This is a genomic window from Kitasatospora phosalacinea (genome assembly GCF_030268885.1).
GTDB lineage: Bacteria > Actinomycetota > Actinomycetes > Streptomycetales > Streptomycetaceae > Kitasatospora > Kitasatospora phosalacinea_C.
In genome coordinates, this window is record NZ_BSSA01000003.1 from 357944 (window position 1) to 383958 (window position 26015).

Here is a 26015-nt window from a genome sequence, read left to right on the forward strand (position 1 = left end):
GTGGCGGGGCGGGGCGGTCAGGGGCGTCGGCGGCGCAGGCGGTAGGCCGCGCCGGTGGCGAGGGCGGCGGCGAAGGTCAGCAGGGCGAACCAGCGCAGGTACCAGTGGCCGCCCTCCGGGTCGTACACGGCGGCGCGCGGCCACGCCAGGTTCACCGTCATCGCCACCCCGTACAGCAGCGCCGCCGCGTTCACCGGCAGGCCCCAGCGGCCCAGCGAGAACAGCGGGCGGCCCGTCTCGTCCGTCGCGGGCGCGCCCTCGCCCAGCGGCAGGCCGCGCAGGCGGCGGACCAGCACCGCGCCCACCACCAGGGCGTACGCCGCGTACACCAGGGCCACGCAGGTCGAGGAGAGCGCCACGAACGCCGCCGGGGCGGCCAGGTTGAGCAGCAGGAAACCGACCGCCGGGGCGCCCACCGCGAGCGCCGCCCAGCGCGGCATCCCGCTGCGCGGCGCGACCGCGGACAGGCGGCGCCACCCCGGCAGCGCACCGTCGCGGGCCATCGAGAACACCATCCGGGCGCCCGCCGTCTGCATCGCCAGGGTGCCGACGCACACCGCGACCGCGACGTCGGCGAGCAGCACCCGCCCGAGCCCGTCGCCCAGCCGGCTGGTCAGCACGTACGGCAGCCCCTCCGCCGCCAGCCGCCCGTCGGTCAGGCTCGGTGCGGCCAGCACCCCGCCGAGCAGCAGCAGCCCGCCGGCCAGGCCCGCGGCGGCCAGCGCGGTCAGGATCGTCCGGGGCGCCGTCCGGCGCGGGGCCAGGGTCTCCTCGGAGAGCTCGCCCGCGCTGTCGAACCCGATCATCACGTACGCCGCGGTGAACGCCCCCACCAGCAGCGCCCACCCGCCGCCGCTGCCCGGCGCGGTGTGCAGCAGTTCCCGCGGGGGCTGCTCGGCGTGGCCGAACAGCGCCACCACGATCAGCGCGATGCCCAGGATCTCCGCGCCCACCCCGACCCCGTTGACCAGCGTCAGCACCCGGTTGTCGACGGCGTTCACCACGGTGGTCAGCGCGATCAGCGCCGCCCCGAGCAGCACGGCGTTCGCCGCGCCGCTCGCCGTGGTCGGCGACGGGTCGCCGCCCAGCAGCTGGAAGCCGGACCACAGGGCGGGCAGCACCACCTGCAGCGCGAGGGCGGCCGCCGCCACCACGACGACCTGGCCCAGCACCATCAGCCAGCCCGTGAACCACCCGTACACCGGGCCGGCCATCCGGCTCGCCCACTGGTAGATCGCGCCCGAGAAGGGGTGGCGGGCCGCGAGTTCGGCGAAGCACGCGGCCACCAGCAGTTGGCCGAGCAGGACGACGGGCCAGGTCCAGACGAAGGCCGGGCCGGCGGCGCCGTAGCCGAACGCGAACAGCTGGAAGACCGTGGTGAGCACCGAGATGAAGGAGAAGCCGGCTGCGAAGGAGCCGAACCGGCCGATGGTGCGGTGCAGTTGCTGGGGGTAGTCGGCCGCGACGGCGGCGGCCGGGGGCGCGGACGTCGTGCTGGTGGTCATGGGGCACCGGCCTTCCGCAGGCGTTTTCTGTCGGGTGACAGAAATTAGGGGCCTGCGGATTCCCGGATGTTGCCCGGGAGTTGCCCGGGAGTTGCCTTCTCCTCACGGGAAGCCCGATCAGGGGCTCTCCCGAGCCCCCGGCGGTGCTCGTCCCTACACCAGGCTGTCCTTCCAGGTCCGGTGGAGGGTGGCGAAGCGGCCCTCGCCCGCGACGAGGGCGGCGGGGGTGCCGTCCTCGACGATGCGGCCCTGGTCCATGACGAGGACGCGGTCGGCGATCTCGACGGTGGAGAGGCGGTGGGCGATGATCACGGCGGTGCGGCCGGCCAGGACGGTCCGCATGGCGTGCTGGACGGCCTGTTCGCCGGGGACGTCCAGCGAGGAGGTGGCCTCGTCCAGGATCAGGACGGCCGGGTCGGCGAGCAGGGCGCGGGCGAAGGCGACGAGTTGGCGCTGCCCGGCGGAGATGCGGCCGCCGCGCTTGCGGACGTCGGTGTCGTAGCCGTCGGGGAGGGCGGCGATGAACGCGTGGGCGCCGATCGCGCGGGCGGCGGCCTCGACCTCGGCGCGGGTGGCGTCGGGCTTGCCGACGGCGATGTTCTCGGCGACCGTCCCGGAGAAGAGGAAGGACTCCTGGGTGACCATCACGACGTTGGCGCGCAGGTCGGCGGTGGAGAGTTCGCGCAGGTCGACGCCGTCGAGGGCGACGGTGCCGGAGGTGGGGTCGTAGAAGCGGGCGAGCAGCTTGGCGAGGGTGGACTTGCCCGCGCCGGTGGCGCCGACCACGGCGGTGGTCCGACCGGCCGGGAGCCGCAGGTCGAACGCGGGCAGCACCTGCTTGCCGTTGGCGTAGGCGAAGGAGACCGAGCGGAAGGCGACCTCGCGGCCCTTGCCCGCGGCGGCGGGCAGTTCGGCGGGCTCGGCGGGCTCGGGGACGGACGGCTCGTGGGCGAGCAGGCCGGCCATCTTCTCCAGGGCGGCGGCCGCGGACTGGTAGCTGTTGAGGAACATCGCCAGCTGGTCGATCGGGTCGTACAGGCGGCGCAGGTAGAGCACGAAGGCGGTGAGGACGCCGAGTTCGAGGCTGCCGTCGGTGACCAGGAAGGCGCCGAGGACGACCACGCCGGTGATCCAGACGTTGGCGGTGAGCCGGGAGAGGAAGACGTACCGGGCCATCTCCAGCAGGCCGTCCGCGGTGGCGGTGGCGGACTGCCGGTTGACGGTGCCGAACGCCTCCTCGTTGGCGGCCTCGCGGCGGAACGCCTGCACCGGGCGGATGCCGTTCATGGTCTCGGTGAAGCGGACGATGAGCGCGGCGGTGACGGTGCGGGAGCGGCGGTAGACCTGCTGGGAGCGGCGCCGGAAGGAGCGGATGATCAGGTACATCGGCAGGAAGGAGACCAGCGCGGCCAGGCCGAGGCGCCAGTCGACCACGACCAGCACGACCGTGATGTAGCCGACGGACAGGCAGACCATCAGGAGTTCCTGCAGGCCCTCGGCGAGCAGTTCGCGCAGGGTGTCCACGTCGCTGGTGGCGCGGGAGATGATCCGGCCGGAGGTGTAGCGCTCGTGGAAGTCGAGGCTGAGCCGCTGGGCGTGCCGGAAGATCCGGCCGCGCAGGTCCAGCAGGACGTCCTGGTTGATCCGGGCGGCGAACCGGATGAACGCCCGCTGCAGCAGGGTGGCGAGCAGCGCGCAGCCGAGGTACGCGGCGGTGACGGCGACCAGCGGCCCGGAGTCGTGGTCGCGCAGGGCGGGGATGCCGCGGTCGATGGCGACGGCGACCAGCAGCGGACCGGCCTGCAGGGCGGCCTGCTGGAGCAGGACGGCGAGGACGGCGACGGCGATCCGGCGGCGGTGCGGGGCCAGCAGCGAGCCGAGCAGGGCGCGCGGGGCGCCGGGCGGGACGGGGATGTCCTGGTCGTCGGCGGCCGGGGGGAGGAGGTCGTCCTCCGCGACGGCGGGTTCGGCGACGGCGGTGCTCATCGGGCCAGCGCCCCTTCCAGCTCGGGCTCGCCGGACATCAGGGCCCGGTAGGCGGGACAGGAGCGCAGCAGCTCCTGGTGGGTGCCGACGGCGGCGATCCGGCCGTCGGCCAGCAGCGCGACCCGGTCGGCGAGCAGCACGGTGGACGGGCGGTGCGCGACGACCAGGGCGGTGGTGTCGGCCAGGACCTGCCGCAGGGCGCGCTCGACCAGGGCCTCGGTGTGCACGTCGAGCGCGGAGAGCGGGTCGTCCAGGACGAGGAAGCGGGGCCCGCCGACCACGGCGCGGGCCAGTGCGAGGCGCTGGCGCTGGCCGCCGGACAGGCTCAGGCCCTGCTCGCCGACCTCGGTGTCGAGGCCGTCGGGGAGCCGGTCGACGAAACCGGCCTGCGCGGTGGCGAGGGCGGCGGCGACCTGCTCGGGGGCCGCGTCGGGGGCGCCCATCAGGACGTTCTCCCGGACGGTGGCGGAGAACAGGGTGGGCTCCTCGAAGGCGACGGCGACCTCGCGGCGCAGCCGCTCGCGCGGCAGGTCGCGGATGTCGGTGCCGTCCAGGGTGATCGAGCCCGCGGTGGGCTCGTACAGCCGGGGGAGCAGCGCGGTGAGGGTGGTCTTGCCGCTGCCGGTGGCGCCGACCAGGGCGAGCGTCTCGCCGGGGCGGACGTGCAGGTCGACGCCGGCCAGCAGGTCGGGGCTGTCGGCGGGCGCGTCGGGGTAGCGGAAGCGGACGCCGGTGAAGCGGATGCCGCGGTCCCCGGAGGGGGCGAGGCCGGACGGCGGGTCGGCCGGTTCCGGTTCGTCCATCACCTCGAAGTAGCGGTTGGCGGCGCTGGCGGCCTCGGCGGCGAAGCCGAGCAGCCAGCCGATCGACTCGACCGGCCAGCGCAGGGCGAGCGCGGTGGACAGGAAGGCGACCAGGGTGCCGACCGAGAGCTGGTCGTGGGCGACCAGGACGGCGCCGGTGGCCAGGGCGGCGCCGAGGGCGAGCTCGGGCAGACCGACGATGACCGCCCAGAGGTTGCCGAGCAGGCCGGCCTTGCGCAGCTCGGTCCCGCGCAGTTCGGCGCTGCGGCGGCGGAACTCCTCGGCCATGGTGCGGTGCCGGCCGAACGCCTTGAGGATCCGGATGCCGAGCACCGACTCCTCGACCACCGTGGCGAGGTCGCCGTTCTGGTCCTGGGCGAGCCGGGAGGCCGCCGAGTACCCGGCCTCGAAGCGGCGGGTGAAGAACAGCAGCGGGACGGCCGGGACGAGGGTGATCAGGGCCAGCCGCCAGTCCAGCGCGAACATCAGCGCGGTGCCGGTCAGGAAGACCGTGGAGTTGACCACCAGGAAGACCAGTGGGAAGGCCAGGAACAGCCGCAGCACGAACAGGTCCGAGGTGGCCCGGGAGAGCAGCTGGCCGGAGGGCCAGCGGTCATGGAAGGAGATCGGCAGCCGCTGGAGCTTGGCGAACAGGTCTCCGCGGAGCCTGGTCTCGACCCTGGCGAGCGGGCGGGCCACGATCACCCGGCGGACGCCGAACAGCGCCGCCTCGGCGACGCCGAGCAGCAGCAGCGCCCCGGCCAGCGGCCACAGGCCGGACAGGTCGCGCTCGGCGACCGGGCCGTCGACGATCCGGCGCAGCACGACCGGGACGGCCAGCACGCTGAGCGAGGCGAGCCCGGCGGCGGCCATCGAGCCGAAGATCCGCCAGCGGGCCTCGCGCGCGTAGGGCCACAGGCGCAGCAGCGAGCGCACCGCGGACCGGGGTGCCGGTGCGGGTGGGGCCTGGGCGCCGTCGGTGGACGGTTCGTTCGGGTCCGCGGGGGTGGGCGGAGCGGGGGTCTGGTTCTCGGCCATCGCCGAGAGGGTAGGCCGTCCCGCCGACATTTCTCATCCGGTTTTTTGCCCCTGTCGGCGAGATCCGGCCAGGCTGCGGACGGGGGCCGGGCGGGGGCCGGGCGGATCGGCCCCGCCGGGTTCACCCCGCGGTCAGCAGCACCGCCGAGCGGCCGGTCAGCAGCACCTCCGTCACCGGCACCGCGTCCGGCGCCCCGGCCAGCGCGGTGTCCAGCACCGGGACGTGCGGGCCGGGCAGGGTGAAGCGCCGGGGCTCGGCGGCGGCGTTCAGCAGCAGCAGGAAGTCGGCGTCCCGGACCTCGCGGCCCTGCTGGTCGCGCTCGGACATCGCCCGGCCGGACAGCCGCATCGCCAGTGCCTGCCCTGGCGAGAACCAGTCCGCGTCGGTCATCTCCCGGCCCGCCGGGGTCAGCCAGGTCAGGTCCCGCTGCCCGTCCGGCCCGGCCGGGCGGCCGGAGAAGAACGCCCGCTGCCGCAGCACCGGGTGGGCCCGGCGCAGGTGCACCAGCTTGGCGGTCAGTTCGGTCAGCGAGCGCCAGTCCGGGTCGTCCAGCAGCGACCAGTCCAGCCAACTGGTCTCGTTGTCCTGGCAGTACGCGTTGTTGTTGCCGCCCTGGGTGCGCCCCATCTCGTCGCCCGCGGTGATCATCGGCACCCCGCTGGAGAGCAGCAGCGTGGTCAGCAGGTTGCGCAGCTGGCGCACCCGCAGCGAGCGGACCGCCGGGTCGTCGCTGTCGCCCTCCGCGCCGTGGTTCCAGGACCGGTTGTCGTCCGTGCCGTCCCGGTTGTCCTCGCCGTTGGCGCCGTTGTGCTTGCGGTCGTAGCTGACCAGGTCGCGCAGCGTGAAGCCGTCGTGCGCGGTGACGAAGTTGACCGAGGCGTACGGGCGGCGGCCGCCGCGCTGGTACAGGTCGGAGGAGCCGGAGAGCCGGGTCGCCAGCTCCCGCACGTCCGGCCGGGCGCCGCGCCAGAAGTCCCGGACGGTGTCCCGGTAGTGGTCGTTCCACTCGCCCCACAGCGGCGGGAAGCCGCCGACCTGGTAGCCGCCCGGGCCGACGTCCCACGGCTCGGCGATCAGCTTGACCCGGCTGAGCAGCGGGTCCTGCGAGACGGCGGCGAGGAAGGGGTGCTCCATCTCCACGCCGTCCCCGCCGCGGGCCAGCGCGGCGGCCAGGTCGAAGCGGAAGCCGTCCACGCCCATCTCGGCGACCCAGTACCGCAGCGAGTCGGTGATCAGCCGGATCACCTGCGGGCGGCGGGTGTCCAGCGTGTTGCCGCAGCCGGTGTAGTCGGCGTAGCCGCGGCGGGAGCGGTCCGGCCGGTAGTAGCCCGCGTTGTCGATGCCGCGCAGGGAGAGCGTCGGGCCCATCACGCCCTGTTCGGCGGTGTGGTTGTAGACCACGTCGAGGATCACCTCGATGCCCGCGGCGTGCAGCGCCCGCACCATCCGCTTGAACTCGCCGACCTGCTGGCCCCGGCTGCCGCTCGCCGAGTAGCCCGCGTGCGGGGCGAAGTAGCCGAGCGTGTTGTAGCCCCAGTAGTTGACCAGCCCGCGGGCCTGCAGGTGGTCCTCGCTGACGTGGTGGTGCACCGGCAGCAGCTCCACCGCCGTCACCCCCAGCCGGGTCAGGTGCGCGACCGCCGCCGGGTGCGCCAGCCCCGCGTAGGTGCCGCGCAGCTCCGGCGGCACCTCCGGGTGGCGCATGGTGAAGCCGCGCACGTGCAGCTCGTACAGCACCGTCTCGGCCCACGGGGTCTTCGGCCGCTGGTCGTCGTACCAGTCGTCGTCGTCGTGCACCACCACGGCCTTGGGCACGTACGGCGCGGAGTCCCGGTCGTCGCGGACGGTGTCCGCCACGTCCCGCTCGGGCCAGTTGCGGACGGCCGCGCAGGTCGCGTCGTGGGCGGTGTAGGCGCCGTCGACCGCCCGGGCGTACGGGTCGAGCAGCAGCTTGGCGGGATTGTGCCGGGCGCCGGTCCACGGGTCCCACCGGCCGTGCACGCGGAAGCCGTAGCGGGTGCCGGGCAGCACCCCGGGCAGGTAGCCGTGCCAGGTCTGGTACGTCTGCTCGGTCAGCCGGTGCCGGCTCTCCCGGCCGCGCTCGTCGAACAGGCACAGGTCGACGGCCTCGGCGGTCGGTGCCCAGAGCGCGAAGTTGGTGCCCCGGCCGCCCTCCGCGTCGGTGCGGAACCGGGCGCCCAGCGGCTGCCAGCTGCCCGGCCACGGCGGGGCGGCCTCGGGCCGGGGCGCCGAGCCGTTCCACCGGACGGCCGACCGCGCCTCCCGGGCCGTGCCCGCACCCAGCTCCTGCCACGCCGTCATGGCGACCCTCCCAGCCATCCGGGGGCCCGTCCCCGTTCTTCCGGTTGTTCCCTGTCCGACGGCCCTCGTCACCCCGGGTCGGGCAGTGTGACGCACCGTGATCGATCATGTGCCCAGTGGAGCCGGGTGCGGAAACCATTCGGCCGTGTCCGGCGAGCGGAATCGCTCGTTGTGTCCGGTATCGGGTGGTAGCTCACGAATGCGGACACGGAGGACGGCATGCGCGCCGCGGTACGGCTCTGGACACGGCGGGCGGCGGCGCTCGGACTGGTGCTGCTGGCGGGCTGCTCCGGCGGCGACCGGGCCCCGGACGGCGACGCGGCCCCGCCGGTCTCCCGCGCCCAGCTCGCGGTGGAGCCCGGCGACGGCGCGCAGGACGTCCCGGTGGACGGCCGGGTCGCGGTCTCGGTCACCGGCGGACGGCTGCTGACCGTCCGGCTCGCCGACGACCGCGGCGCGGCCGTCCCCGGCACGCTCACCGCCGACCGCACCGGCTGGCGGGCCGACCACCGGCTCGCCACCGCCACCGCGTACACCCTGGACGCGGTCGCCGAGGACGACGCGGGCCTGCGCGCCGTCCAGCACGCGGCCTTCGCCACCGCCGCCCCCGAGCACACCTTCGTCGGCTTCTTCGCCCCCGAGGACGGCTCCACCGTCGGCGTCGGCATGCCCGTCGCGCTGCGCTTCTCGCACCCGATCGCGAACCGGGCCGCGGTCGAGAAGGCGGTCGCCGTCACCGCCGACCCGCCGCTGGAGGTCGCCCCGCACTGGTTCGGCGACCAGCGGCTGGACTTCCGCCCCCGCGCCTACTGGCCGGCCGGCACCCGGGTCACCCTGCTGCTGCGGCTCAAGGACGTCGAGGGCGCGCCCGGCTACCTCGGCACCCAGGACAAGGACGTGCACTTCACCGTCGGCCGCTCGCTGGTCGCCGTCGTCGACCTGGACGCCCACACCATGACCGTCCGCCAGGACGGCCGGGTGCTGCGCACCCTGCCGGTCAGCGGCGGCAGCCCCGAGCACTCCACCTACCTGGGCACCATGGTGGTCTCCGAGCGCTTCGAGGAGACCAGGATGAACTCGCAGACGGTCGGGCTCGGCGACGAGTACGACATCAAGGACGTCCCGCACGCGCTGCGGCTGACCGCCTCCGGCACCTTCGTCCACGGCAACTACTGGAGCGACCCGGCGGTCTTCGGCGCCGCCAACACCAGCCACGGCTGCATCGGCCTGCCCGACGCCAAGGGCGGCTCGGACGACTCCCCGGCCGGCTGGCTGTACCGCCGCACCATCACCGGCGACGTGGTCGAGGTCCGCGGCTCCCGCGGCGAGCGGGTCGCCCCCGACAACGGCCTCTCCGACTGGAACCTGGACTGGGCGCACTGGACCGCGGGCAGCGCCCTGGGGCGCGGCTGAGGGTTCACCGAACCGGCACCGGGCTCCCGCCGAAGATTCACCCGGACGGGCCCGTTATCCTGACCGCGCGCGACCGGAGCAGAGCAGGACGGACCCCGGATCGGCGCCGACCCGGTGCAACCGATCCCGGGCGTCAGCACGTGTATTCGTCGGGAATACCGGGAGGGGAGCAGCGCAGTGGAGACGGTTCGTACGGCCGGGGCGGTGGCGGGACGCGGACGGCGGGCCAGGCGGTCCGCGACGGCGCTGCTGGTGGGCGGCGCGCTGCTGCTCGGCACCGCGGCCTGCAACGACAACGGCGGCGGCGGTTCGACCGACGCCAAGGGCAGCGCGGGCGCGACCGCGGGCGGCGGGGGCGGCGGGTCCACGACCGACACCACCCCGAAGACCTCGGCGGCGCAGCTGACCGTCACGCCCGCCGACGGCGCGACCGACGTGCAGCCCAAGGACGGCCTGCAGGTGGCGGTGGCGAGCGGGAAGCTCACCTCCGTCGCGGTGACCGACAAGAACGGCAAGACGGTCGAGGGCAAGATCGCCGACGACGGCCTGAGCTGGAAGCCCACCGGCCAGCTGGCCGTCGGCACCACCTACACGGTCGCCGCGCAGGCGGTGGACTCCGCGGGCCTGGTGGCCGCCTCGACCACCAGCTTCACCACGCTGACCCCGGCGAAGACCGCCTCGACCAACGACAACATCGCCGACAACGGCACCTACGGCGTCGGCATGATCGTCTCGGTGCGGTTCGGCAAGTCGATCAAGAACAAGCAGGCGGTGGAGGCGGGCGTCACCGTCACCGGCTCCGACGGCACGGTGGCCCGCGGCCACTGGTTCGGCGACCAGCGGCTGGACTTCCGGCCGGAGAACTTCTGGGCGCCCGGCACCAAGGTGACGGTCAAGTACCGCCTGAAGAACGTCGAGGTGGCCCCCGGCGTGTACGGCGACATCGACAAGGACGAGCCGTTCACCATCGGCCGCTACCAGGTCTCCACGGTGGACGCGGCGGCCCACACCATGACGGTGGACCACGGCGGCGGCAAGACCGAGGTCATCCCGATCACCGCGGGCAACGACGACAACCCGTCCTGGAACGGCACCATGGTGATCTCCTCCAAGGAGGTGGTCACCCGGATGAACTCGGCCACCGTCGCCAACGTCAAGGGCGCCGAGTACGACGTCCAGGACGTGCCGCACGCGATGCGCCTGACCACCTCCGGCACCTACGTGCACGGCAACTACTGGAGCAGCGCCTTCGGCAAGTCCAACGCCAGCCACGGCTGCGTCGGCCTGGCCGACGCCAAGGGCGGCAGCGACAGCACCAACGGCGGCAAGTTCTTCAAGTCCTCGATGGTCGGGGACGTGGTGAAGATCAAGAACTCCAAGGGCCAGACCGTCTCCGGCGACAACGGCTGGAGCGGCTGGACCATCCCGTGGAGCAAGTGGTAGGCCCGGCGCCCGTGCGGTGACGGCCCGGTGGTCAGCCGACCGCCGGGCCGTCGGCCGTTCGTGACCGTACCGGGACACTTCACCCGCAACGTTTCCGCCGCCCGACCCGTCATATCAACCGAAAGGCCGGTCACCCGACCGGCCCGGGTGCGCGGTGTGGGGAGAGCGGAAACGTGAAGGCGATGCGCGCGGGACACGCGGTGGGGGCGCTCGCGGGCGCCCTGGTCCTGATGGTCACGACGGCCGGGTGCAGCACCGGTTCGGCGAAGGCCGACAGCCCCACGGGCCCGGCCTCCGCCGGCGCCGCGGCCTCCGGGGGCGCGAGCCCCGCGGCCTCGGCCGCGAGCATCGCGATCGAACCCGCCAACGGCACCACCGGCGTCAAGCCGACCGGCGCGGTCAAGGTCTCGGCCGCCAACGGCAAGCTCACCTCGGTCAAGGTCACCGGCCCGGACGGCACCGAGGTCCCGGGCGAGCTCACCGCCGACGGCACCGGCTGGGCCCCCAAGGCGGGCCTGGCGGTCAGCACCGCCTACACCGTGGACGCGCTCGCCGAGGACGCCAAGGGCGTGGTCGCCAACGCGCGCTCCACCTTCACCACCCTCACCCCCGACAAGGAGGCCGGCACCAGCGACAACATCGCCGACGACGGGACCTACGGCGTCGGCATGATCGTCTCGGTGCGGTTCGACCGGTCGGTGAAGAACAAGGAGGCGGTGGAGGCCGGCATCACCTTCGAGGCCTCCGACGGCACCAAGGTCAAGGGCCACTGGTTCGGCGACAAGCGGGTCGACTTCCGGCCGGAGAACTACTGGAACCCCGGCACCAAGGTCACCATCCACTACAAGCTGAAGAACGTGGAGACCGCGCCCGGCGTCTACGGCGACGTGGACAAGGACGAGCCGTTCACCATCGGCCGCTCGCAGGTCTCCACCGTCGACGTCAGCACCCACAAGATGGCGGTCGTCCGGGACGGCCAGCAGGTCGACACCGTCGCGTTCACCGCGGGCAAGCCCGGCTACGACACCTGGAACGGCGTCATGGTGGTGGAGGCCAAGGAGGGCACCACCCGGATGACCTCGGCCGGCGTCACCAAGGAGGGCTCCGGCGACGAGTACGACCTGGTGGTTCCGCACGCCATGAGGTTGACGGACTCGGGCACCTACGTGCACGGCAACTCGTGGAGCGGCAGCGCGATCGGCAGCTCCAACGCCAGCCACGGCTGCATCGGCGTCACCGACACCAAGTCCGGCAGCCCGAGCACCCCGGCGGGCAAGCTCTACGACTCCAGCCTGGTCGGGGACGTGTTCAAGGTGGTCAACTCCAAGGGGCCGGTGGTCGACGCGTCCAACGGACTGGGCGGCTGGAACATCCCCTGGGGACAGTGGTGACGCTCGGGCGTCCGTTCGGTTGCTGACGGCATATGCCACATGAATAGTGATCGTTTGCTCATTGTCCGTACGCGCCTGCTCGCGTTCCGCAATGATGGGGCGCATGGCGGCATGGGGCGAAGCAGAGCGGTCATCACTTCCACCGGCCCGCACCCCCGGTGACGATCCGTCAGGGATCGGCTCCGGCGTGGTGCTGGCCGACCTGGAGCGGCTGACGCCGGAGGAGATGGAGCACCTCTTCTTCGGCGTCCTCAGCGACCCCGACGCCGCGGAGGAGGTCCGCCTCCCCTCCCGCCCGCAGTCCGCCGGGGTGGCCCGGCGGCTGGTGCTCTCGGTCTTACGGACGTGGAAACTCCACCAGCTCATGGAGGCGGGGGAGTTGCTCACCGGTGAACTCGTCGCCAACGCCGTCCGGCACACCGGGGGCCGGATGATCGGCCTCAAGGTCACCCGCCGCCCCGGCTGGCTCCGGGTCGAGGTCCGCGACTCCTCCCGTGCGCTGCCCTGCCTGATCCAGGCCCCCGAGGTCGGCTACCAGAACGGCCACGGCCTGCGCCTGGTCGAGTCCCTCGCCGACCGCTGGGGCGCCGACCTGCTGCCGCGCGGCAAGGGCGTCTGGTTCGAGATGAAGATCCGCGAACGGGCCACCGCCGCCGCCACCGTCTGATCCCACCCGCTGCCTGGCATCCGAAGGTGAACTCAGCCACACGCCTTGGTTTCGATTTTGTCCGCCCGCCCATAGCGTGCGATAGTCATGCAAGTCGGGCAGCACAACCCGACACACCCCATCCGGTGGCACGCACCCCCTTGGCCCCCGGATGACGCACAGGGGCCCCGGACCGCGAACAACCGCGGACAGGGGCCCCGTACCGTTTCCGGGAGGGGGGCGCCGGGGCTCAGCACTCGATGACGTTCACCGCCAGGCCGCCGCGCGAGGTCTCCTTGTACTTGACCTTCATGTCGGCGCCGGTCTCCTTCATGGTCTTGATCGCCTTGTCGAGCGAGACGTGGTGCCGGCCGTCGCCGCGCAGGGCCATCCGGGCGGCGGTGACGGCCTTCACGGAGGCCATGCCGTTGCGCTCGATGCAGGGGATCTGGACCAGGCCGCCGACCGGGTCGCAGGTGAGGCCGAGGTTGTGCTCGATGCCGATCTCGGCGGCGTTCTCGACCTGCTCGGGGCTGCCGCCGAGGACCTCGGCGAGGCCGCCGGCGGCCATCGAGCAGGCGGAGCCGACCTCGCCCTGGCAGCCGACCTCGGCGCCGGAGATGGAGGCGTTCTCCTTGAAGAGCATGCCGATCGCGCCCGCGGCGAGCAGGAAGCGGACGATGCCGTCCTCGTCCGCGCCGGGGATGAAGTTCAGGTAGTAGTGCAGGACGGCGGGGATGATGCCCGCGGCGCCGTTGGTGGGGGCGGTGACGACGCGGCGGCCGGAGGCGTTCTCCTCGTTGACCGCCATCGCGTAGAGGGTGACCCACTCCATCGCGTTGCCCGGGCCGACGCCCTCGGCGCGCAGGGCGCGGGCGGCGCTGGCGGCGCGGCGGCGGACCTTGAGGCCGCCGGGGAGGATTCCCTCGCGGGCCATGCCCGCGGCGACGCACTCCTTCATGACGGCCCAGATCTCCAGCAGTCCGGCCCGGATCTCGGCCTCGGTGCGCCAGGCCTTCTCGTTCTCCAGCATCAGGCCGGAGATGGACAGGCCGGTCTCCCGGGTGAGGCGCAGCAGTTCCTCGCCGGTGCGGAAGGGGTGGCGCAGGACGGTGTCGTCGGGCTTGACCCGGGCCTCGCCGATGGCGTCCTCGTCGACCACGAAGCCGCCGCCGACCGAGTAGTAGGTCTTCTCCAGCAGCACCTCGCCGGAGGCGTCGTACGCCCACAGGGCCATGCCGTTGGCGTGGTACGGGAGGGCCTTGCGGCGGTGCAGGACGAGGTCGTGGTCGGGGTCGAAGGGGATCTCGTGGCGGCCGAGCAGGCTGAGCCGCTTCTCGGCGCGGATGCGCTCGACGTCGAGGTCGGCGCGGTCGACGTCGACCGTGCGGGGGGAGTGGCCCTCCAGGCCGAGCAGGACGGCCTTGGGGGTGCCGTGGCCGTGGCCGGTGGCGCCGAGCGAGCCGTACAGCTCGGCCCGGACGGTGGCGACCCGTTCCAGCAGGCCCTCGGTGTTGAGGCGGCGGGCGAACATCCGGGCCGCGCGCATCGGGCCGACGGTGTGCGAGGAGGAGGGGCCGATGCCGATGGAGAAGAGGTCGAAGACGCTGATGGCCACGGGGTGACGTCCTTGTCCGGTCTCGTGGTGGGGTGCCGCCCCGCCCGGTCGGGGCGGGGGCGCGCATGGGACGGGGCACCGCGCGCACGTCTTCCAGTGTGCGCGGTGCCCCGGGAAAGCTCGGGTGGGCCACCGGTCGGGCGGCCGGACGAGCGGGGTGCTGCTTACAGCTCGGGGTAGAGCGGGTGCTTGGCCGCGAGGGCGGTGACCCGGGCCTTGAGGGCCTCGGCCTTCGCCCCGTCGAAGCCGGGCTTGAGGGCCTCGGCGATGACGTCGGCGACCTCGCGGAAGTCCTCGGCGCCGAAGCCGCGGGTGGCCAGCGCCGGGGTGCCGATGCGCAGGCCGGAGGTGACCATCGGCGGACGCGGGTCGTTCGGGACGGCGTTGCGGTTGACCGTGATGCCGACCTCGTGCAGGCGGTCCTCGGCGTCCTGGCCGTTGAGCTCGCTGTTGCGCAGGTCGACCAGGACCAGGTGGACGTCGGTGCCGCCGGACAGCACGGAGACGCCGGAGGAGGTCACGTCGTCCTGGAGCAGGCGCTCGGCGAGGATCTTCGCGCCCTCCAGGGTGCGGCGCTGGCGCTCCTTGAACTCCTCGGAGGCCGCGACCTTGAACGCGACGGCCTTGGCGGCGATCACGTGCTCCAGCGGGCCGCCCTGCTGGCCGGGGAAGACCGCGGAGTTGATCTTCTTGGCGTGCTCGGCCTTGGAGAGGATGACGCCGCCGCGCGGGCCGCCCAGGGTCTTGTGGGTGGTGGTGGTGACCACGTCCGCGTACGGCACCGGGGAGGGGTGCAGACCGGCGGCGACCAGGCCGGCGAAGTGCGCCATGTCGACCATCAGCAGGGCGCCGACCTCGTCCGCGACCCGGCGGAACTCGGCGAAGTCCAGCTGGCGGGGGTAGGCGGACCAACCGGCGATGATCAGCTTGGGCTGGTGCTCCTTGGCGAGGCGCTCGACCTCGGCCATGTCGACCTGGCCGGACTTCTCGTCCACGTGGTAGGCGACCACGTTGTAGAGCTTGCCGGAGAAGTTGATCTTCATGCCGTGGGTCAGGTGACCGCCGTGGGCCAGGTTCAGGCCCAGGATGGTGTCGCCCGGCTGGATCAGCGCGAACATCGCCGCGGCGTTCGCCTGCGCGCCGGAGTGCGGCTGCACGTTGGCGTGCTCGGCGCCGAACAGCTCCTTGATCCGGTCGATGGCGATCTGCTCGACCACGTCGACGTGCTCGCAGCCGCCGTAGTAGCGGCGGCCGGGGTAGCCCTCGGCGTACTTGTTGGTGAGCACCGAGCCCTGGGCCTCCATGACCGCCACCGGGGCGAAGTTCTCGGAGGCGATCATTTCCAGGGTGGTCTGCTGGCGGTGCAGCTCGGCGTCGACCGCGGCGGCGATCTCCGGGTCGAGCGCGTGGAGGGACTGGTTGAGGACCGTCATGAGGGGATCTCCCGGTCAGGCGCCGGTGAAGGCGGTGTAGCCGTCGGCGTCGAGCAGCTCGTCGGTCGCCTCGACCCGGACCTTGAACAGCCAACCGCCCTCGAAGGGCTCCGAGTTGACCAGGGCCGGCTCGTCGATGACGGCCTGGTTGACCTCGGTGACCTCGCCGGTGGCGGGGGAGTAGAGGTCGCTGACCGACTTGGTGGACTCAAGCTCGCCACAGGTCTCACCCGCGGTGACGGTGTCACCCACCGCCGGGAGCTGGACGTAGACGATGTCGCCGAGGGCGTCGGCCGCGTGCGCGGTGATGCCGACCGTCGACACCCCGTCCACGGCGGCGGCCAGCCACTCGTGCTCCTTGGTGTACTGCAGGTGCGTGGGGTTGCTCATGGCGTCATTCTCCAGGATCGCGGGAGGGGAGGGCGCGGCCGTCCGCTGGGCGGACGAACCGGAAAAGGACTGCTCGGGGGTGCGGCGGGGGTCAGCGGGCGCGCTTGTAGAACGGCAGCGCGACGACCTCGACCGGCTCGGCCCTGCCGCGGACGTCCACCGCGACGGCGGTGCCGGGCTCGGCGTGGGCGGCGTCCACGTAGGCGATGGCGATCGGCTTGCCCAGGGTCGGGGACGGCGCGCCGGAGGTGATCCGGCCGATCACGGTGCCCTCGGCGTCCACCACCGCGTACTCGGCGCGCGGGACGCGCTTGCCCTCGGAGACCAGGCCGACCAGCTTGCGCGGCGGGTTGGATTCGGCCTGCGCCGCGGCCTCCTCCAGCGCCTTGCGGCCGACGAACTCGCCGCCGTTGGTGGTCTTGTCGAAGCGCACCACCCGGCCCAGGCCCGCGTCGAACGGGGTCAGCTCGGTCGACAACTCGTGCCCGTACAGCGGCATGCCCGCCTCCAGGCGCAGCGTGTCGCGGCAGGACAGGCCGCACGGGACGAGGCCCTCGGCGGTGCCCGCCTCGGTCAGCGCCGTCCACAGGTGCTCGGCGTCGGCGGGGGCGCAGAACACCTCGAAGCCGTCCTCGCCGGTGTAGCCGGTGCGGGCCAGCCAGACCTCGCGGCCGGCCACCGTGGCGGGCAGCAGGGCGTAGTACTTGAGGCCGGGCAGGTCGGCGTCGGTCAGCTTGGCCAGGATGCCGTTCGCCTCCGGGCCCTGGACGGCGAGCAGCGCGTAGGCGTCGCGGTCGTCGCGGACGGTGGCGTCGAAGCCGGCCGCGCGCTCGGTCAGCGCGTCCAGCACGACCTGGGCGTTGGAGGCGTTGGCGACCACCAGGTACTCGTCCTCGGCGGTGCGGTAGACGATCAGGTCGTCCAGGATGCCGCCGTCCTCGCGGCAGATCATGGTGTAGCGGGCGCGCAGCACGCCGAGCGCGGAGATGAAGCCGACCAGGGCGTGGTCGAGCAGCTCGCCCGCCTGCGGGCCGGAGACGGTGATCTCGCCCATGTGCGAGAGGTCGAACAGGCCGGCCCGGGTGCGGACGGCGAGGTGCTCCTCGCGCTCGCTGCCGTAGCGCAGCGGCATGTCCCAGCCCGCGAAGTCGGTCATGGTGGCGCCGAGCGAGCGGTGCAGCGCGTCGAGCGCGGTCAGGCGGAGGGACACGACGGGACTCCCGGGATCTGGAAACGGGCAGGCTGGGGCGAATCTCCCCCATCTGTCGTCGAACCTGAGAGCTTCGCCGCCTCCTGAACAGGATGGCGGCTTGCACCGTGGGTGGGCGCACGGCGCGGCCGTGTCCACTTTCCAGATCTGCCTAGCCCGGGCGGTAGGGGTGCCTGAGAGATTCCGGGGAGGACTTGCTCCTTCGGCGCCGGTTGCGGCCTGAGCAGGCCGTTCCGGCTCTCCCGCGCGGGTTCGAGCGGCCGGTATGAAGTTTGGGCGGGCCCATCATGGCATGCCGGGGCCCGCTCGTGGGAGAGGGGGCCGACGGCCGGCGCACCGGGGTGCCCCCGCGCGCCGCTAACCTGATCGCAACTGCGGACGTGGAGGGGCGACATGGGGTTCCCGCTGGGTGGGGTTCCGGAGGGCGGGGCCTGGCCGGTCAACGAGCTGGAGCGGGTGCTGACCGCCGCGCTCGGCGACCCGGGCGCGACGCCCCGGGTGATCGAGGTGCTGGCCCGCAGCCAGGTGTGGATCCCGCTGCCCTCCGGCACCACCCCGGACGCCGAGGCGCTCGACCTGCCGACGCTGGAGCTGGCCGGGGCGCCGTACGTGCCGGTGTACTCCTCGCAGGAGCAGTACCTGCAGCACTGCCCGGGCATCCCGTTCGCGATCGCCCCGATGTGGGAGTTCGCCCGCGGGCTGCCGCTGGGCATCGGCATCGCGGTCAACCCGGAGGCGCCGGTGGGCATCCCGGTGCCGCCGGAGGGCGTCGGCGAGCTGCGGCGCGGGCCGCGCGGCGAGGAGTGGGAGGCGCAGGGCGTCACCGAGGGCGCCCGGGTCGCGCTCAAGGAGCCCGAGCCGCACCAGGAGCCGTTCGCCTTCCTGGCCGCCGCGACCACCGAACTCGTCGCACTGCCGGGGGTGTTGACGGCCCGCCGGGCACTGGCCCGGGTGGAGGGCGAGCCGACCCTGCTGTACGTCGGCGTCCAGCTCGACCCGGTGGCCCCCGCCGACCCGGTCGAGGTGAACACCGCGCTGGGCCGGGCGCTGGGAACCGCGCCGCCCGCCTGGGGCGTCCACCTGGTGCTGCTCGACCTGGTGGCCGATCCGGTGGTGGACTGGCTGCTGGGGCGGGTGCAGCCCTTCTACGTGCGCCCGTGACGGCCGCTCGCGCCCGCTCCTCGGCCGCACGCGGTACGGCGGCATGACGGCCGTCGGGTGCGCCCCATAGGGTTGCCCCGGCACACCGGAGCGCGGTGGCGAGCGGACGAGAGAGTAGGGCGGCGACGTGACGGGAGCAGCCGGCGACCCGGGGGCGGTCGAGCACGCCCTCGCAGCAGTCGCACCGGAGCGCTGGGAGGCGTACGAGGGCCTGCTGCGCGCACTGGCCGGCGGGCAGGTCTGGATGCTGCTGTGGCACGGCAGCCCCGGCAGCCCGGACGCCCAGTACGGGAACATGGACGTCGGCGGGCACGGTTACGCGCCCTGCGCCACCTCCCCGGCCCAGCTGGCGGCCAGCGGTTGGACGCGGGCCCACGAGGTGGTCTCCGGCCCGGAGATCGCCGCCGCGCTGTACCGGACGCGCTGGGGCCTGTGGCTCGACCCGCACCGCCCCGGCGGCGGCGTAGGCGTGCCCTGGGCCGACCTGCGGCGGATCGCGCTCGGCCTGGACCGGCTGCCGGCCGGCCCGCTGCGGATCTCCGAACCCGCCGTGCAGGCCTCCCCGTTCTTCGCCGTGCTGGAGCAGCAGGCGGGCGAGGTGCGCCCGCTGCGCTCGCTGCGGCGGGCCTGGGTGCAGCCGGTGCTGGGCGAGGCGTACCTGGCGATCGGGCTCGACCTGTACGACGCCTCCCCGCCGTCGGTGGAGGCGGCCCGGGCGCTGGTGCAGCGGGCCGCCGCGCAGGCGCCCGAGGGGCCCGGGGTGTCCACCGTGATGATGGCGGACGAGTACGACCCGGTGGCGATGTGGATGTGGGCCAACGCCCGCCCGTTCTTCGACCGGCAGGGCGCCCCGCAGGCCCACCCGACCGGCTTCGGTTACGGAGCGCAACCACCCGCCGGGCCCGCCCAGGGCTGGCCGCAGGCCCCCTGGCCGGGCTACCCGAGCCGTTGAACCTACCCTGACGCACTCCCGAGAAACCCCCGTTCCGATCCTTCCCAGGGTCGGCGGGGGTTTTTTGCCTCCCCTTGCCCACTCGTGATCTACGCGCGCAACCCCCGGCGCCAACTGGCGTTTTCCCGCCAGTGGCGGGGTGTCGTCAGTGTGCCCCTTGACGGACGCGTAACAGCTGTGTGAAGAGCGATATGCGTGCGCAACGGAAGTGCATGCGGACAGATCACAGTTGGGCATCCTTCGGCATGGAGGTCTTCCGTCGGGCACTTCCCATGACAGAGAGTGCTGCGCAATGCGGGGTGCGAGCAGAGCCTCACGAAGGTGAACGCGACCCCGCCAGAGCATGAACCGCACGATGCGCATCTCGTGCGGCCGCACGTGCACGTCGGAGGCGTCCCGCCCGGGACCGCCACCGTGCCGGGCGCCCCCCGACCGGAGGGTTGCCCGGAGGAACCCGGCACCACCAGCAACGCCCTGCTTGCTCAACGCACTTCTGCACCGCCGCATCGGCACCCGGCACCACCGAACCGCTCTGCACCTCCGCACCGCACGCGACTCCGTGGGCCGGCCACCGTCGGCGAGGGGAACGAACTGACTCATGACCACACCCATCGAGACCTCGGGTCCGGCGTCCGGGGCGCAGCCTGATGGCGCGTCAACTCCCGAGCCGCCCAAGAAGATCGAGGGCCGCTCGCCGGGCCGCATCGCCTGGAGCCGGCTCAAGCGCGACAAGGTCGCGCTGGCCGGCGGCGCCGTCGTGGTGCTGCTGATCCTGGCGGCGGTCTTCGCCCCGGTGCTGACCGCGCTGTTCGGACACCCGGTCGACGAGCCGCACCCGGACCAGATCAACCCCGACCTGGGCCTGCCCAAGGGCGCGTTCGGCGGCATCAGCGGCGACTTCCTGCTCGGCGTCGACCCGACCTTCGGCCGCGACGTGTTCTCCCGGATCGTCTACGGCGCGCAGATCTCGCTGCTGGTGGCCTTCCTCGCCGCCGCGCTGTCGGTCTGCATCGGCGTCGTGATGGGCATCATGGCCGGGTACTTCGGCGGCTGGGTGGACTCGGCCATCAGCCGGGTCATGGACGTCCTGCTGGCCTTCCCGCAGCTGCTGTTCAGCATCGCGCTGGTCTCGGTGATGCCCAACAAGCTGCTCGGCCTGGGCGACACCGGCGTGCGGGTGGCGGTCCTGGTGACCGTGATCGGCTTCTTCGGCTGGCCGTACATCGGGCGCATCGTCCGCGGCCAGGCCATGTCGCTGCGCGAACGCGAGTTCGTGGACGCCGCCCGCAGCCTCGGTGCGGGGCGTGCGCACATCCTCTTCCGCGAGCTGCTGCCCAACCTGACGGCGCCGATCCTGGTCTACGCGACCCTGATCATCCCCACCAACATCCTGAACGAGGCGGCGCTCAGCTTCCTCGGGGCCGGCGTCCGGCCGCCCACCCCGTCCTGGGGGCAGATGCTCTCGGACGCGGTCGGGATCTACCAGGCGGACCCCACGTACATGGTGGTCCCCGGTCTCGCCATCTTCATCACCGTGCTCGCCTTCAACCTCTTCGGTGACGGCCTGCGTGACGCTCTCGACCCCAAGGGCAACTGAGCCCGCAACTCTGGAGGTTCCCCAACCCATGAAGCGAAACAGGACGCTCGCGGCCGCCGCGCTGGTGGCCACCCTCGCCCTCACCACGGCCGCCTGCGGCGGCAGCAAGGGCGGCGGCAGCAACGGCGGGAGCGACAACGCCTCCGGCAAGGCCGGTGCGGCGGCGGGCTTCAACGCGGCGGCCGACAAGGTGGTGAACCCGTCCACCAAGAAGGGCGGGACCCTGGAGATGTGGACCACCACCGACGTGGACTCGCTCGACCCCGGTCGCGCGTACTACGCCTCGGTGTGGAACTACGAGCGCTTCTACACCCGCACCCTGCTCGCCTTCGACGCCAAGCCCGGCAAGGACGGCCTGAAGCTCGTCCCCGACCTGGCCTCCGCCCAGCCGGAGATCTCCGCCGACGGCAAGACCTACACCTTCAAGCTCAAGCCCGGCCTGAAGTTCGAGGACGGCTCGGTCATCACCTCGAAGGACATCAAGTACGGCATCGAGCGCATCTTCGCGCAGGACGTCGTCTCCGGCGGCCCGACCTACCTGATCAACGAGCTGGACCAGGGCCAGGACTACAAGGGCCCCTACACCGACTCCGACCCGAACAAGCTCGGCCTCAAGACGGTGGAGACCCCGGACGACACCACGATCGTCTTCCACCTGGCCAAGCCGAACTCGGACTTCCCGTTCCTGCTGGCCATGGGCTCCGCCGCCCCCGTCCCGCAGAAGCTGGACACCGGCTCCAAGTACGGCGACAAGCCGGTCTCCTCCGGCCCGTACAAGTTCAAGTCGGTCGAGCCGGGCAAGGGCTACGAGCTGGTCCGCAACGAGAACTGGGACCCGGCCTCCGACCCGTTCCGCAAGGCGCTGCCGGACGTCGTCAAGCTGACCGTCACCACCAACGCCGACGACATGGACGCCCGCCTGCTGGCGAACACCGCCGACCTCGACTGGGCCCAGACCGGCCTGTCGCAGGCCGCCCAGGTCAAGGTGCTGCAGGACCCGGCGCTCAAGGCCAACACCGACGACCCGTACAACGGCTTCATCCGGTACGTCACGATGGCCCCGTCGGTCGCCCCGTTCGACAACCAGCACTGCCGCAACGCGGTGCTGTACGCGGCCGACACCACCGCCCTGCAGACCGCCCGCGGCGGCTCGGTGGCCGGTTCGCTGTACGGCTCGATGCTGCCCCCGAACATCCTCGGCTCCGACGACTACGACCCGTTCGGCCTGACCAAGGGCAAGCCGAACCTGGACAAGGCCAAGGAGGAGCTGAAGGCCTGCGGCAAGCCGGAGGGCTTCAAGACCACCATCGCGGTGCGCGGCAACAAGCCGAAGGAGGTCAACTCCGCGGTGGCCCTGCAGACCGCGCTCAAGGCGGTCAACATCGACGTCACCGTCGACCAGTACGACGGCAAGCTGATCTCCTCGGTCATCGGCGCGCCCGACGTGGTCAAGTCCAAGGGCTACGGCCTGATCGTGATGGGCTGGGGCGCCGACTACCCGACCGGCTCCGGCTACCTGCAGCCGCTGGTCGACGGCCGCTTCATCACCCAGAACGGCAACAACAACTACGCCGAGATCAACGACCCGGAGATCAACGGCTGGTTCGACGAGGCCGCCCAGTCGACCGACCCGGCCAAGGCCGCCGAGCTCTACAAGAAGATCAACCACAAGGTCGTCGACGGCGCCTACTACCTGCCGATGGTCGCCGACAAGGCCCTCAACTGGCGCAACCCGCGCCTGACCAACGTCTACATCTCCGACGCCTTCGGCGAGGTGGACTTCCAGGCGCTCGGCGTCTCCGACGGCAAGTGACCTGGCCCGCCCCTTAGTTCTCACCGCTAGTCCGAAGGGCAGGTGAAGGCCCTGCCCGGGCCGGCCGGGACGCCCCCCACCGGGGGACCCGGCCGGCCCGCGGCAGGGCCGACCGCAGTGCTCGTGTATCTCTTCAGGCGACTGGTCAACGTCGTCTTCATGCTGTTGGTGGTCGCCGCGGTGACCTTCGGCATCTTCTTCATGGTGCCGAAACTCACCGGGACCGACCCCGCGATGCTCTACGTGGGCAAGATCGCGGACAAGGTGGCCGTCGAGGGCATCCGCCACAAGATGGGCCTCGACAAGTCGATCATCGAACAGTTCTGGCTCTTCCTGAAGGGCGTGTTCGTCGGCCGCGACTACAACGCCGGCACCGACATGACCCACTGCGCGGCCCCCTGCCTGGGCTACTCGTTCAAGACCGAGCGGGAGGTCTGGCCGCTCCTGCTCAACCGGGTCGGCGTGGACTTCTCGCTCGCCGCCGGCGCCTGCGTGCTCTGGCTGGTCTTCGGCACCGCCACCGGCGTCGTCTCCGCGCTGCGCCGCGGCACCGCGCTGGACCGCCTCACCATGACCGTCGCGCTGGCCGGCGTCTCGCTGCCGATGTACTTCACCGGCCTGGTCGCGCTCGCCGTCTTCGGTCACCAACTCGGCTGGTTCCCCATCAACTACACCGACCTCGCCGACGACCCGGTCGCCTGGTTCGAGGGGCTGGTGCTGCCCTGGGTGACCCTGGCGTTCCTGTACGCCGCCACCTACGCCCGGCTCAGCCGGGCCACCCTGCTGGACGTCCTCGGCGAGGACTACATCCGCACCGCGCGGGCCAAGGGCCTCAAGGAGCCGGTGGTCATCGGCAAGCACGCCATGCGCTCCACGCTGACCCCGATCCTGACCATCTTCGGCATGGACCTCGGCGGTCTGCTCGGCGGCGCCGTGCTCACCGAGAAGACCTTCAACCTGCGCGGGCTCGGCTACGAGGCGGTCACCTCGATCCAGTCCAGCGACCTCCCGGTGATCATGGGCGTGACCCTGTTCGCCGCCTTCTTCATCGTCATGGCCAACCTCGTGGTTGACCTGCTGTACGCCGTCGTCGACCCCCGGGTGAGGCTGACATGAGCAACACCGACAAGCCTTTCCTCTCCGTTCGCGACCTGAAGGTGCACTTCCCCACCGACGACGGACTGGTCAAGTCCGTCAACGGACTGAGCTTCGACCTGGAGCGGGGCAGGACGCTCGGCATCGTCGGCGAGTCCGGCTCCGGGAAGTCCGTCACCTCGCTGTCGATCATGGGCCTGCACCGCACCGGCACCAAGCGCGGCGCCCCGCGGATCTCCGGCGAGATCTGGCTGGACGGCGAGGACCTGGTCGCGGCCGGCCCCGACCGGGTGCGCAAGCTCCGCGGCCAGAAGATGGCGATGATCTTCCAGGACCCGCTGACCGCGATGCACCCCTACTACACGGTCGGCGCCCAGATCGTCGAGGGCTACCGGGCCCACCACCCCGGCGCCTCCAAGAAGGAGGCCCGCAAGCGCGCGGTCGAGATGCTCGACCGGGTCGGCATCCCGCAGCCCGACAAGCGGGTCGACAACTACCCGCACGAGTTCTCCGGGGGCATGCGCCAGCGCGCCATGATCGCGATGGCGCTGGTCAACGACCCCTCGCTGCTGATCGCCGACGAGCCGACCACCGCCCTCGACGTCACCGTCCAGGCGCAGATCCTCGACCTGATCCGCGACCTGCAGAAGGAGTTCGGCTCGGCGGTCATCATCATCACCCACGACCTGGGCGTGGTCGCCGAACTCGCCGACGACATCCTGGTCATGTACGGCGGCAAGCCCGTCGAGCGCGGCCCCGCCGCCACCATCTTCGAATCCCCCGAGCACCCCTACACCTGGGGCCTGCTCGGCTCGATGCCCCGCCTCGACCGGGAGCTCCAGGACCGGCTGATCCCGGTCAAGGGCACCCCGCCGAGCCTGATCAACGTGCCGTCCGGCTGCGCGTTCCACCCGCGCTGCCCGTACGCCGAGCTCACCGGCGGCCGCTCCACCAGCGAGGTGCCCGTGCTCGCCGAGGCCGCGCCCCGGCACCACGCCGCCTGCCACCTGCCGATCGCCGAACGCCACCGGATCTTCACCGAAGAGATCGCGCCCCGGCTGTGAGCACGTACCACCCATTTGGAGAGCAGCGATGACGGACAGTCAGGCGGCGGTGCCGCAGCTCGCGAAGGTGCCCGCCCAGGCGCCCGGGCCCGACCGCGGACCCCTGTTGAAGGTCACCGGACTGACCCGGCACTTCCCGGTCACCAAGGGGCTGCTGAAGCGCCAGGTCGGCGCGGTGCGGGCGGTCGACGGCATCGACTTCGAGGTCCGGGCCGGCGAGACCCTCGGCGTGGTCGGCGAGTCCGGCTGCGGCAAGTCCACCATGGGGCGGCTGGTCACCCGGCTCGACGAACCCACCGGCGGGACGATCGAGTTCGAGGGCGCGGACATCACCCACCTGGGCGTCGCGGCGATGCGGCCGTACCGGCGCGACATCCAGATGATCTTCCAGGACCCGTACTCCTCGCTGAACCCCCGGCACACCATCGGCACCATCGTCGGCGCGCCCTTCCGCCTCCAGAAGGTCGCCACCGAACACGGCGTCAAGCGGGCCGTCCAGGACCTGCTGGAGCTCTGCGGCCTCAGCCCCGAGCACTACAACCGCTACCCGCACGAGTTCTCCGGCGGCCAGCGCCAGCGCATCGGCATCGCCCGCGCACTGGCCCTGCGCCCCAAGATGATCGTGGCCGACGAACCGGTCTCCGCGCTGGACGTCTCCATCCAGGCCCAGGTGGTCAACCTGCTGGACGACCTCCAGCAGGAGCTCGGCCTCACCTACCTGATCATCGCGCACGACCTCTCGGTCGTCCGGCACGTCTCCGACCGGGTCGCCGTCATGTACCTCGGCAAGGTGGTCGAGATCGCCGACCGGGACGCGCTCTACTCCCGGCCGATGCACCCCTACACCAACGCGCTGATGTCCGCGGTGCCGGTGCCCGACCCGCGCCGCAAGGAGCGCCGCGAGCGCATCCTGCTCACCGGCGACGTCCCCTCCCCGCTCAACCCGCCGTCCGGCTGCCGCTTCCGCACCCGCTGCTGGAAGGCGCAGGACGTGTGCGCGAGCCAGGAGCCGCCGCTCGCCACCACCGAGGCCGGGCACCAGGTGGCCTGCCACTTCCCGGAGAACGCGGGCGAGTAGTCCTCCGTCCACGAGGTCCGTCCGGCGGGGGTCCCTTTCGCCGGGCGGACCTCGTC

At 72.5% G+C, this 26015-nt stretch carries 19 protein-coding genes and 1 riboswitch; of the genes, 11 read left to right on the forward strand and 8 right to left on the reverse strand.

Annotated elements, in window-relative coordinates:
• Positions 1–17: 17 nt before the first annotated feature.
• From QSK52_RS07660 to glgX, 4 genes are all read right to left on the reverse strand, one after another.
• Positions 18–1505 (reverse strand): amino acid permease, encoded by a 1488-nt coding sequence (locus QSK52_RS07660; RefSeq protein WP_285734981.1) that lies wholly within the window; start codon positions 1503–1505, stop codon positions 18–20.
• A 153-nt stretch (positions 1506–1658) separates the two neighbouring features.
• Positions 1659–3491, reverse strand: coding sequence for an ABC transporter ATP-binding protein (locus tag QSK52_RS07665; RefSeq protein ID WP_285734983.1), 1833 nt, complete (start codon positions 3489–3491; stop codon positions 1659–1661).
• On the reverse strand, positions 3488–5332 hold the full coding sequence (locus QSK52_RS07670) for an ABC transporter ATP-binding protein (protein ID WP_285734985.1): 1845 nt from the start codon (positions 5330–5332) through the stop codon (positions 3488–3490). Before QSK52_RS07670 ends, QSK52_RS07665 begins: the two co-directional genes overlap by 4 nt.
• 121 nt (positions 5333–5453) lie before the next feature.
• Positions 5454–7655, reverse strand: coding sequence for a glycogen debranching protein GlgX (gene glgX / locus QSK52_RS07675; protein WP_285734987.1), 2202 nt, complete (start codon positions 7653–7655; stop codon positions 5454–5456).
• A 219-nt stretch (positions 7656–7874) separates the two neighbouring features.
• Here glgX and QSK52_RS07680 point away from each other — a divergent pair, with 219 nt between their 5' ends.
• The 4 genes from QSK52_RS07680 (at position 7875) to QSK52_RS07695 (ending at position 12569) form a co-directional block, all read left to right on the forward strand.
• Positions 7875–9068 carry a L,D-transpeptidase gene (locus QSK52_RS07680; protein WP_285734989.1) on the forward strand — a complete coding sequence of 398 codons (1194 nt, stop codon included), beginning with the start codon at positions 7875–7877 and terminating at the stop codon, positions 9066–9068.
• A 177-nt stretch (positions 9069–9245) separates the two neighbouring features.
• Entirely contained in the window at positions 9246–10511 is a 1266-nt protein-coding gene (locus QSK52_RS07685; protein WP_285734991.1) for a L,D-transpeptidase, read from the forward strand.
• A 182-nt stretch (positions 10512–10693) separates the two neighbouring features.
• Complete coding sequence (locus QSK52_RS07690; protein WP_285734993.1) at positions 10694–11902, forward strand: L,D-transpeptidase; 1209 nt, start codon at positions 10694–10696, stop codon at positions 11900–11902.
• Between the two features lie 226 nt (positions 11903–12128).
• Positions 12129–12569: an ATP-binding protein gene (locus QSK52_RS07695; RefSeq protein WP_285735117.1), complete on the forward strand. Its 441-nt coding sequence runs from the start codon at positions 12129–12131 to the stop codon at positions 12567–12569.
• A gap of 229 nt (positions 12570–12798) precedes the next feature.
• Here the strand turns inward: QSK52_RS07695 and QSK52_RS07700 are convergent, their stop codons facing one another.
• The 4 genes from QSK52_RS07700 to gcvT all read right to left on the reverse strand — a co-directional run bounded on the left by QSK52_RS07700 (position 12799) and on the right by gcvT (position 17199).
• Positions 12799–14166 (reverse strand): L-serine ammonia-lyase, encoded by a 1368-nt coding sequence (locus QSK52_RS07700; RefSeq protein WP_285734995.1) that lies wholly within the window; start codon positions 14164–14166, stop codon positions 12799–12801.
• A 164-nt stretch (positions 14167–14330) separates the two neighbouring features.
• A complete protein-coding gene (gene glyA, locus QSK52_RS07705; protein ID WP_285734997.1) occupies positions 14331–15599 on the reverse strand; it encodes a serine hydroxymethyltransferase in 1269 nt (422 codons plus the stop codon).
• Positions 15600–15614: 15 nt separating this feature from the next.
• Positions 15615–15989, reverse strand: coding sequence for a glycine cleavage system protein GcvH (gcvH, locus tag QSK52_RS07710; protein WP_285734999.1), 375 nt, complete (start codon positions 15987–15989; stop codon positions 15615–15617).
• 91 nt (positions 15990–16080) lie between these two features.
• Entirely contained in the window at positions 16081–17199 is a 1119-nt protein-coding gene (gcvT, locus tag QSK52_RS07715; RefSeq protein WP_285735001.1) for a glycine cleavage system aminomethyltransferase GcvT, read from the reverse strand.
• Between the two features lie 151 nt (positions 17200–17350).
• Positions 17351–17454, reverse strand: a riboswitch (glycine riboswitch).
• Positions 17455–17592: 138 nt separating this feature from the next.
• On the opposite strand from gcvT, the gene QSK52_RS07720 reads away from it, so the two are divergent.
• The 7 genes from QSK52_RS07720 (at position 17593) to QSK52_RS07750 (ending at position 25959) form a co-directional block, all read left to right on the forward strand.
• Complete coding sequence (locus tag QSK52_RS07720) at positions 17593–18360, forward strand: enhanced serine sensitivity protein SseB (protein ID WP_285735003.1); 768 nt, start codon at positions 17593–17595, stop codon at positions 18358–18360.
• Between the two features lie 127 nt (positions 18361–18487).
• A complete protein-coding gene (locus QSK52_RS07725) occupies positions 18488–19312 on the forward strand; it encodes an enhanced serine sensitivity protein SseB C-terminal domain-containing protein (protein WP_285735005.1) in 825 nt (274 codons plus the stop codon).
• A 598-nt stretch (positions 19313–19910) separates the two neighbouring features.
• Positions 19911–20909, forward strand: a complete 999-nt coding sequence (locus tag QSK52_RS07730) for an ABC transporter permease (protein ID WP_285735007.1) — start codon at positions 19911–19913, stop codon at positions 20907–20909.
• A 28-nt stretch (positions 20910–20937) separates the two neighbouring features.
• Positions 20938–22722 (forward strand): ABC transporter substrate-binding protein, encoded by a 1785-nt coding sequence (locus QSK52_RS07735; RefSeq protein ID WP_285735009.1) that lies wholly within the window; start codon positions 20938–20940, stop codon positions 22720–22722.
• A gap of 117 nt (positions 22723–22839) precedes the next feature.
• Entirely contained in the window at positions 22840–23838 is a 999-nt protein-coding gene (locus QSK52_RS07740; RefSeq protein WP_285735011.1) for an ABC transporter permease, read from the forward strand.
• Complete coding sequence (locus tag QSK52_RS07745) at positions 23835–24881, forward strand: ABC transporter ATP-binding protein (protein WP_285735014.1); 1047 nt, start codon at positions 23835–23837, stop codon at positions 24879–24881. Before QSK52_RS07740 ends, QSK52_RS07745 begins: the two co-directional genes overlap by 4 nt.
• Before the next feature lie 28 nt (positions 24882–24909).
• On the forward strand, positions 24910–25959 hold the full coding sequence (locus QSK52_RS07750) for an ABC transporter ATP-binding protein (protein WP_285735016.1): 1050 nt from the start codon (positions 24910–24912) through the stop codon (positions 25957–25959).
• Positions 25960–26015: the final 56 nt, after the last annotated feature.

Coding starts and splice junctions, on each gene's coding strand:
- QSK52_RS07665 (WP_285734983.1), bottom strand. CDS start 3,491: ATGAGCACCGCCGTCGCCGAACCCGCCGTCGCGGAGGACGACCTCCTC.
- QSK52_RS07670 (WP_285734985.1), bottom strand. CDS start 5,332: ATGGCCGAGAACCAGACCCCCGCTCCGCCCACCCCCGCGGACCCGAAC.
- QSK52_RS07720 (WP_285735003.1), top strand. CDS start 17,593: ATGGGGTTCCCGCTGGGTGGGGTTCCGGAGGGCGGGGCCTGGCCGGTC.
- QSK52_RS07730 (WP_285735007.1), top strand. CDS start 19,911: ATGACCACACCCATCGAGACCTCGGGTCCGGCGTCCGGGGCGCAGCCT.
- QSK52_RS07735 (WP_285735009.1), top strand. CDS start 20,938: ATGAAGCGAAACAGGACGCTCGCGGCCGCCGCGCTGGTGGCCACCCTC.
- QSK52_RS07660 (WP_285734981.1), bottom strand. CDS start 1,505: ATGACCACCAGCACGACGTCCGCGCCCCCGGCCGCCGCCGTCGCGGCC.
- glyA (WP_285734997.1), bottom strand. CDS start 15,599: ATGACGGTCCTCAACCAGTCCCTCCACGCGCTCGACCCGGAGATCGCC.
- glgX (WP_285734987.1), bottom strand. CDS start 7,655: ATGACGGCGTGGCAGGAGCTGGGTGCGGGCACGGCCCGGGAGGCGCGG.
- QSK52_RS07680 (WP_285734989.1), top strand. CDS start 7,875: ATGCGCGCCGCGGTACGGCTCTGGACACGGCGGGCGGCGGCGCTCGGA.
- gcvH (WP_285734999.1), bottom strand. CDS start 15,989: ATGAGCAACCCCACGCACCTGCAGTACACCAAGGAGCACGAGTGGCTG.
- QSK52_RS07750 (WP_285735016.1), top strand. CDS start 24,910: ATGACGGACAGTCAGGCGGCGGTGCCGCAGCTCGCGAAGGTGCCCGCC.
- QSK52_RS07745 (WP_285735014.1), top strand. CDS start 23,835: ATGAGCAACACCGACAAGCCTTTCCTCTCCGTTCGCGACCTGAAGGTG.
- QSK52_RS07695 (WP_285735117.1), top strand. CDS start 12,129: ATGGAGCACCTCTTCTTCGGCGTCCTCAGCGACCCCGACGCCGCGGAG.
- QSK52_RS07690 (WP_285734993.1), top strand. CDS start 10,694: ATGCGCGCGGGACACGCGGTGGGGGCGCTCGCGGGCGCCCTGGTCCTG.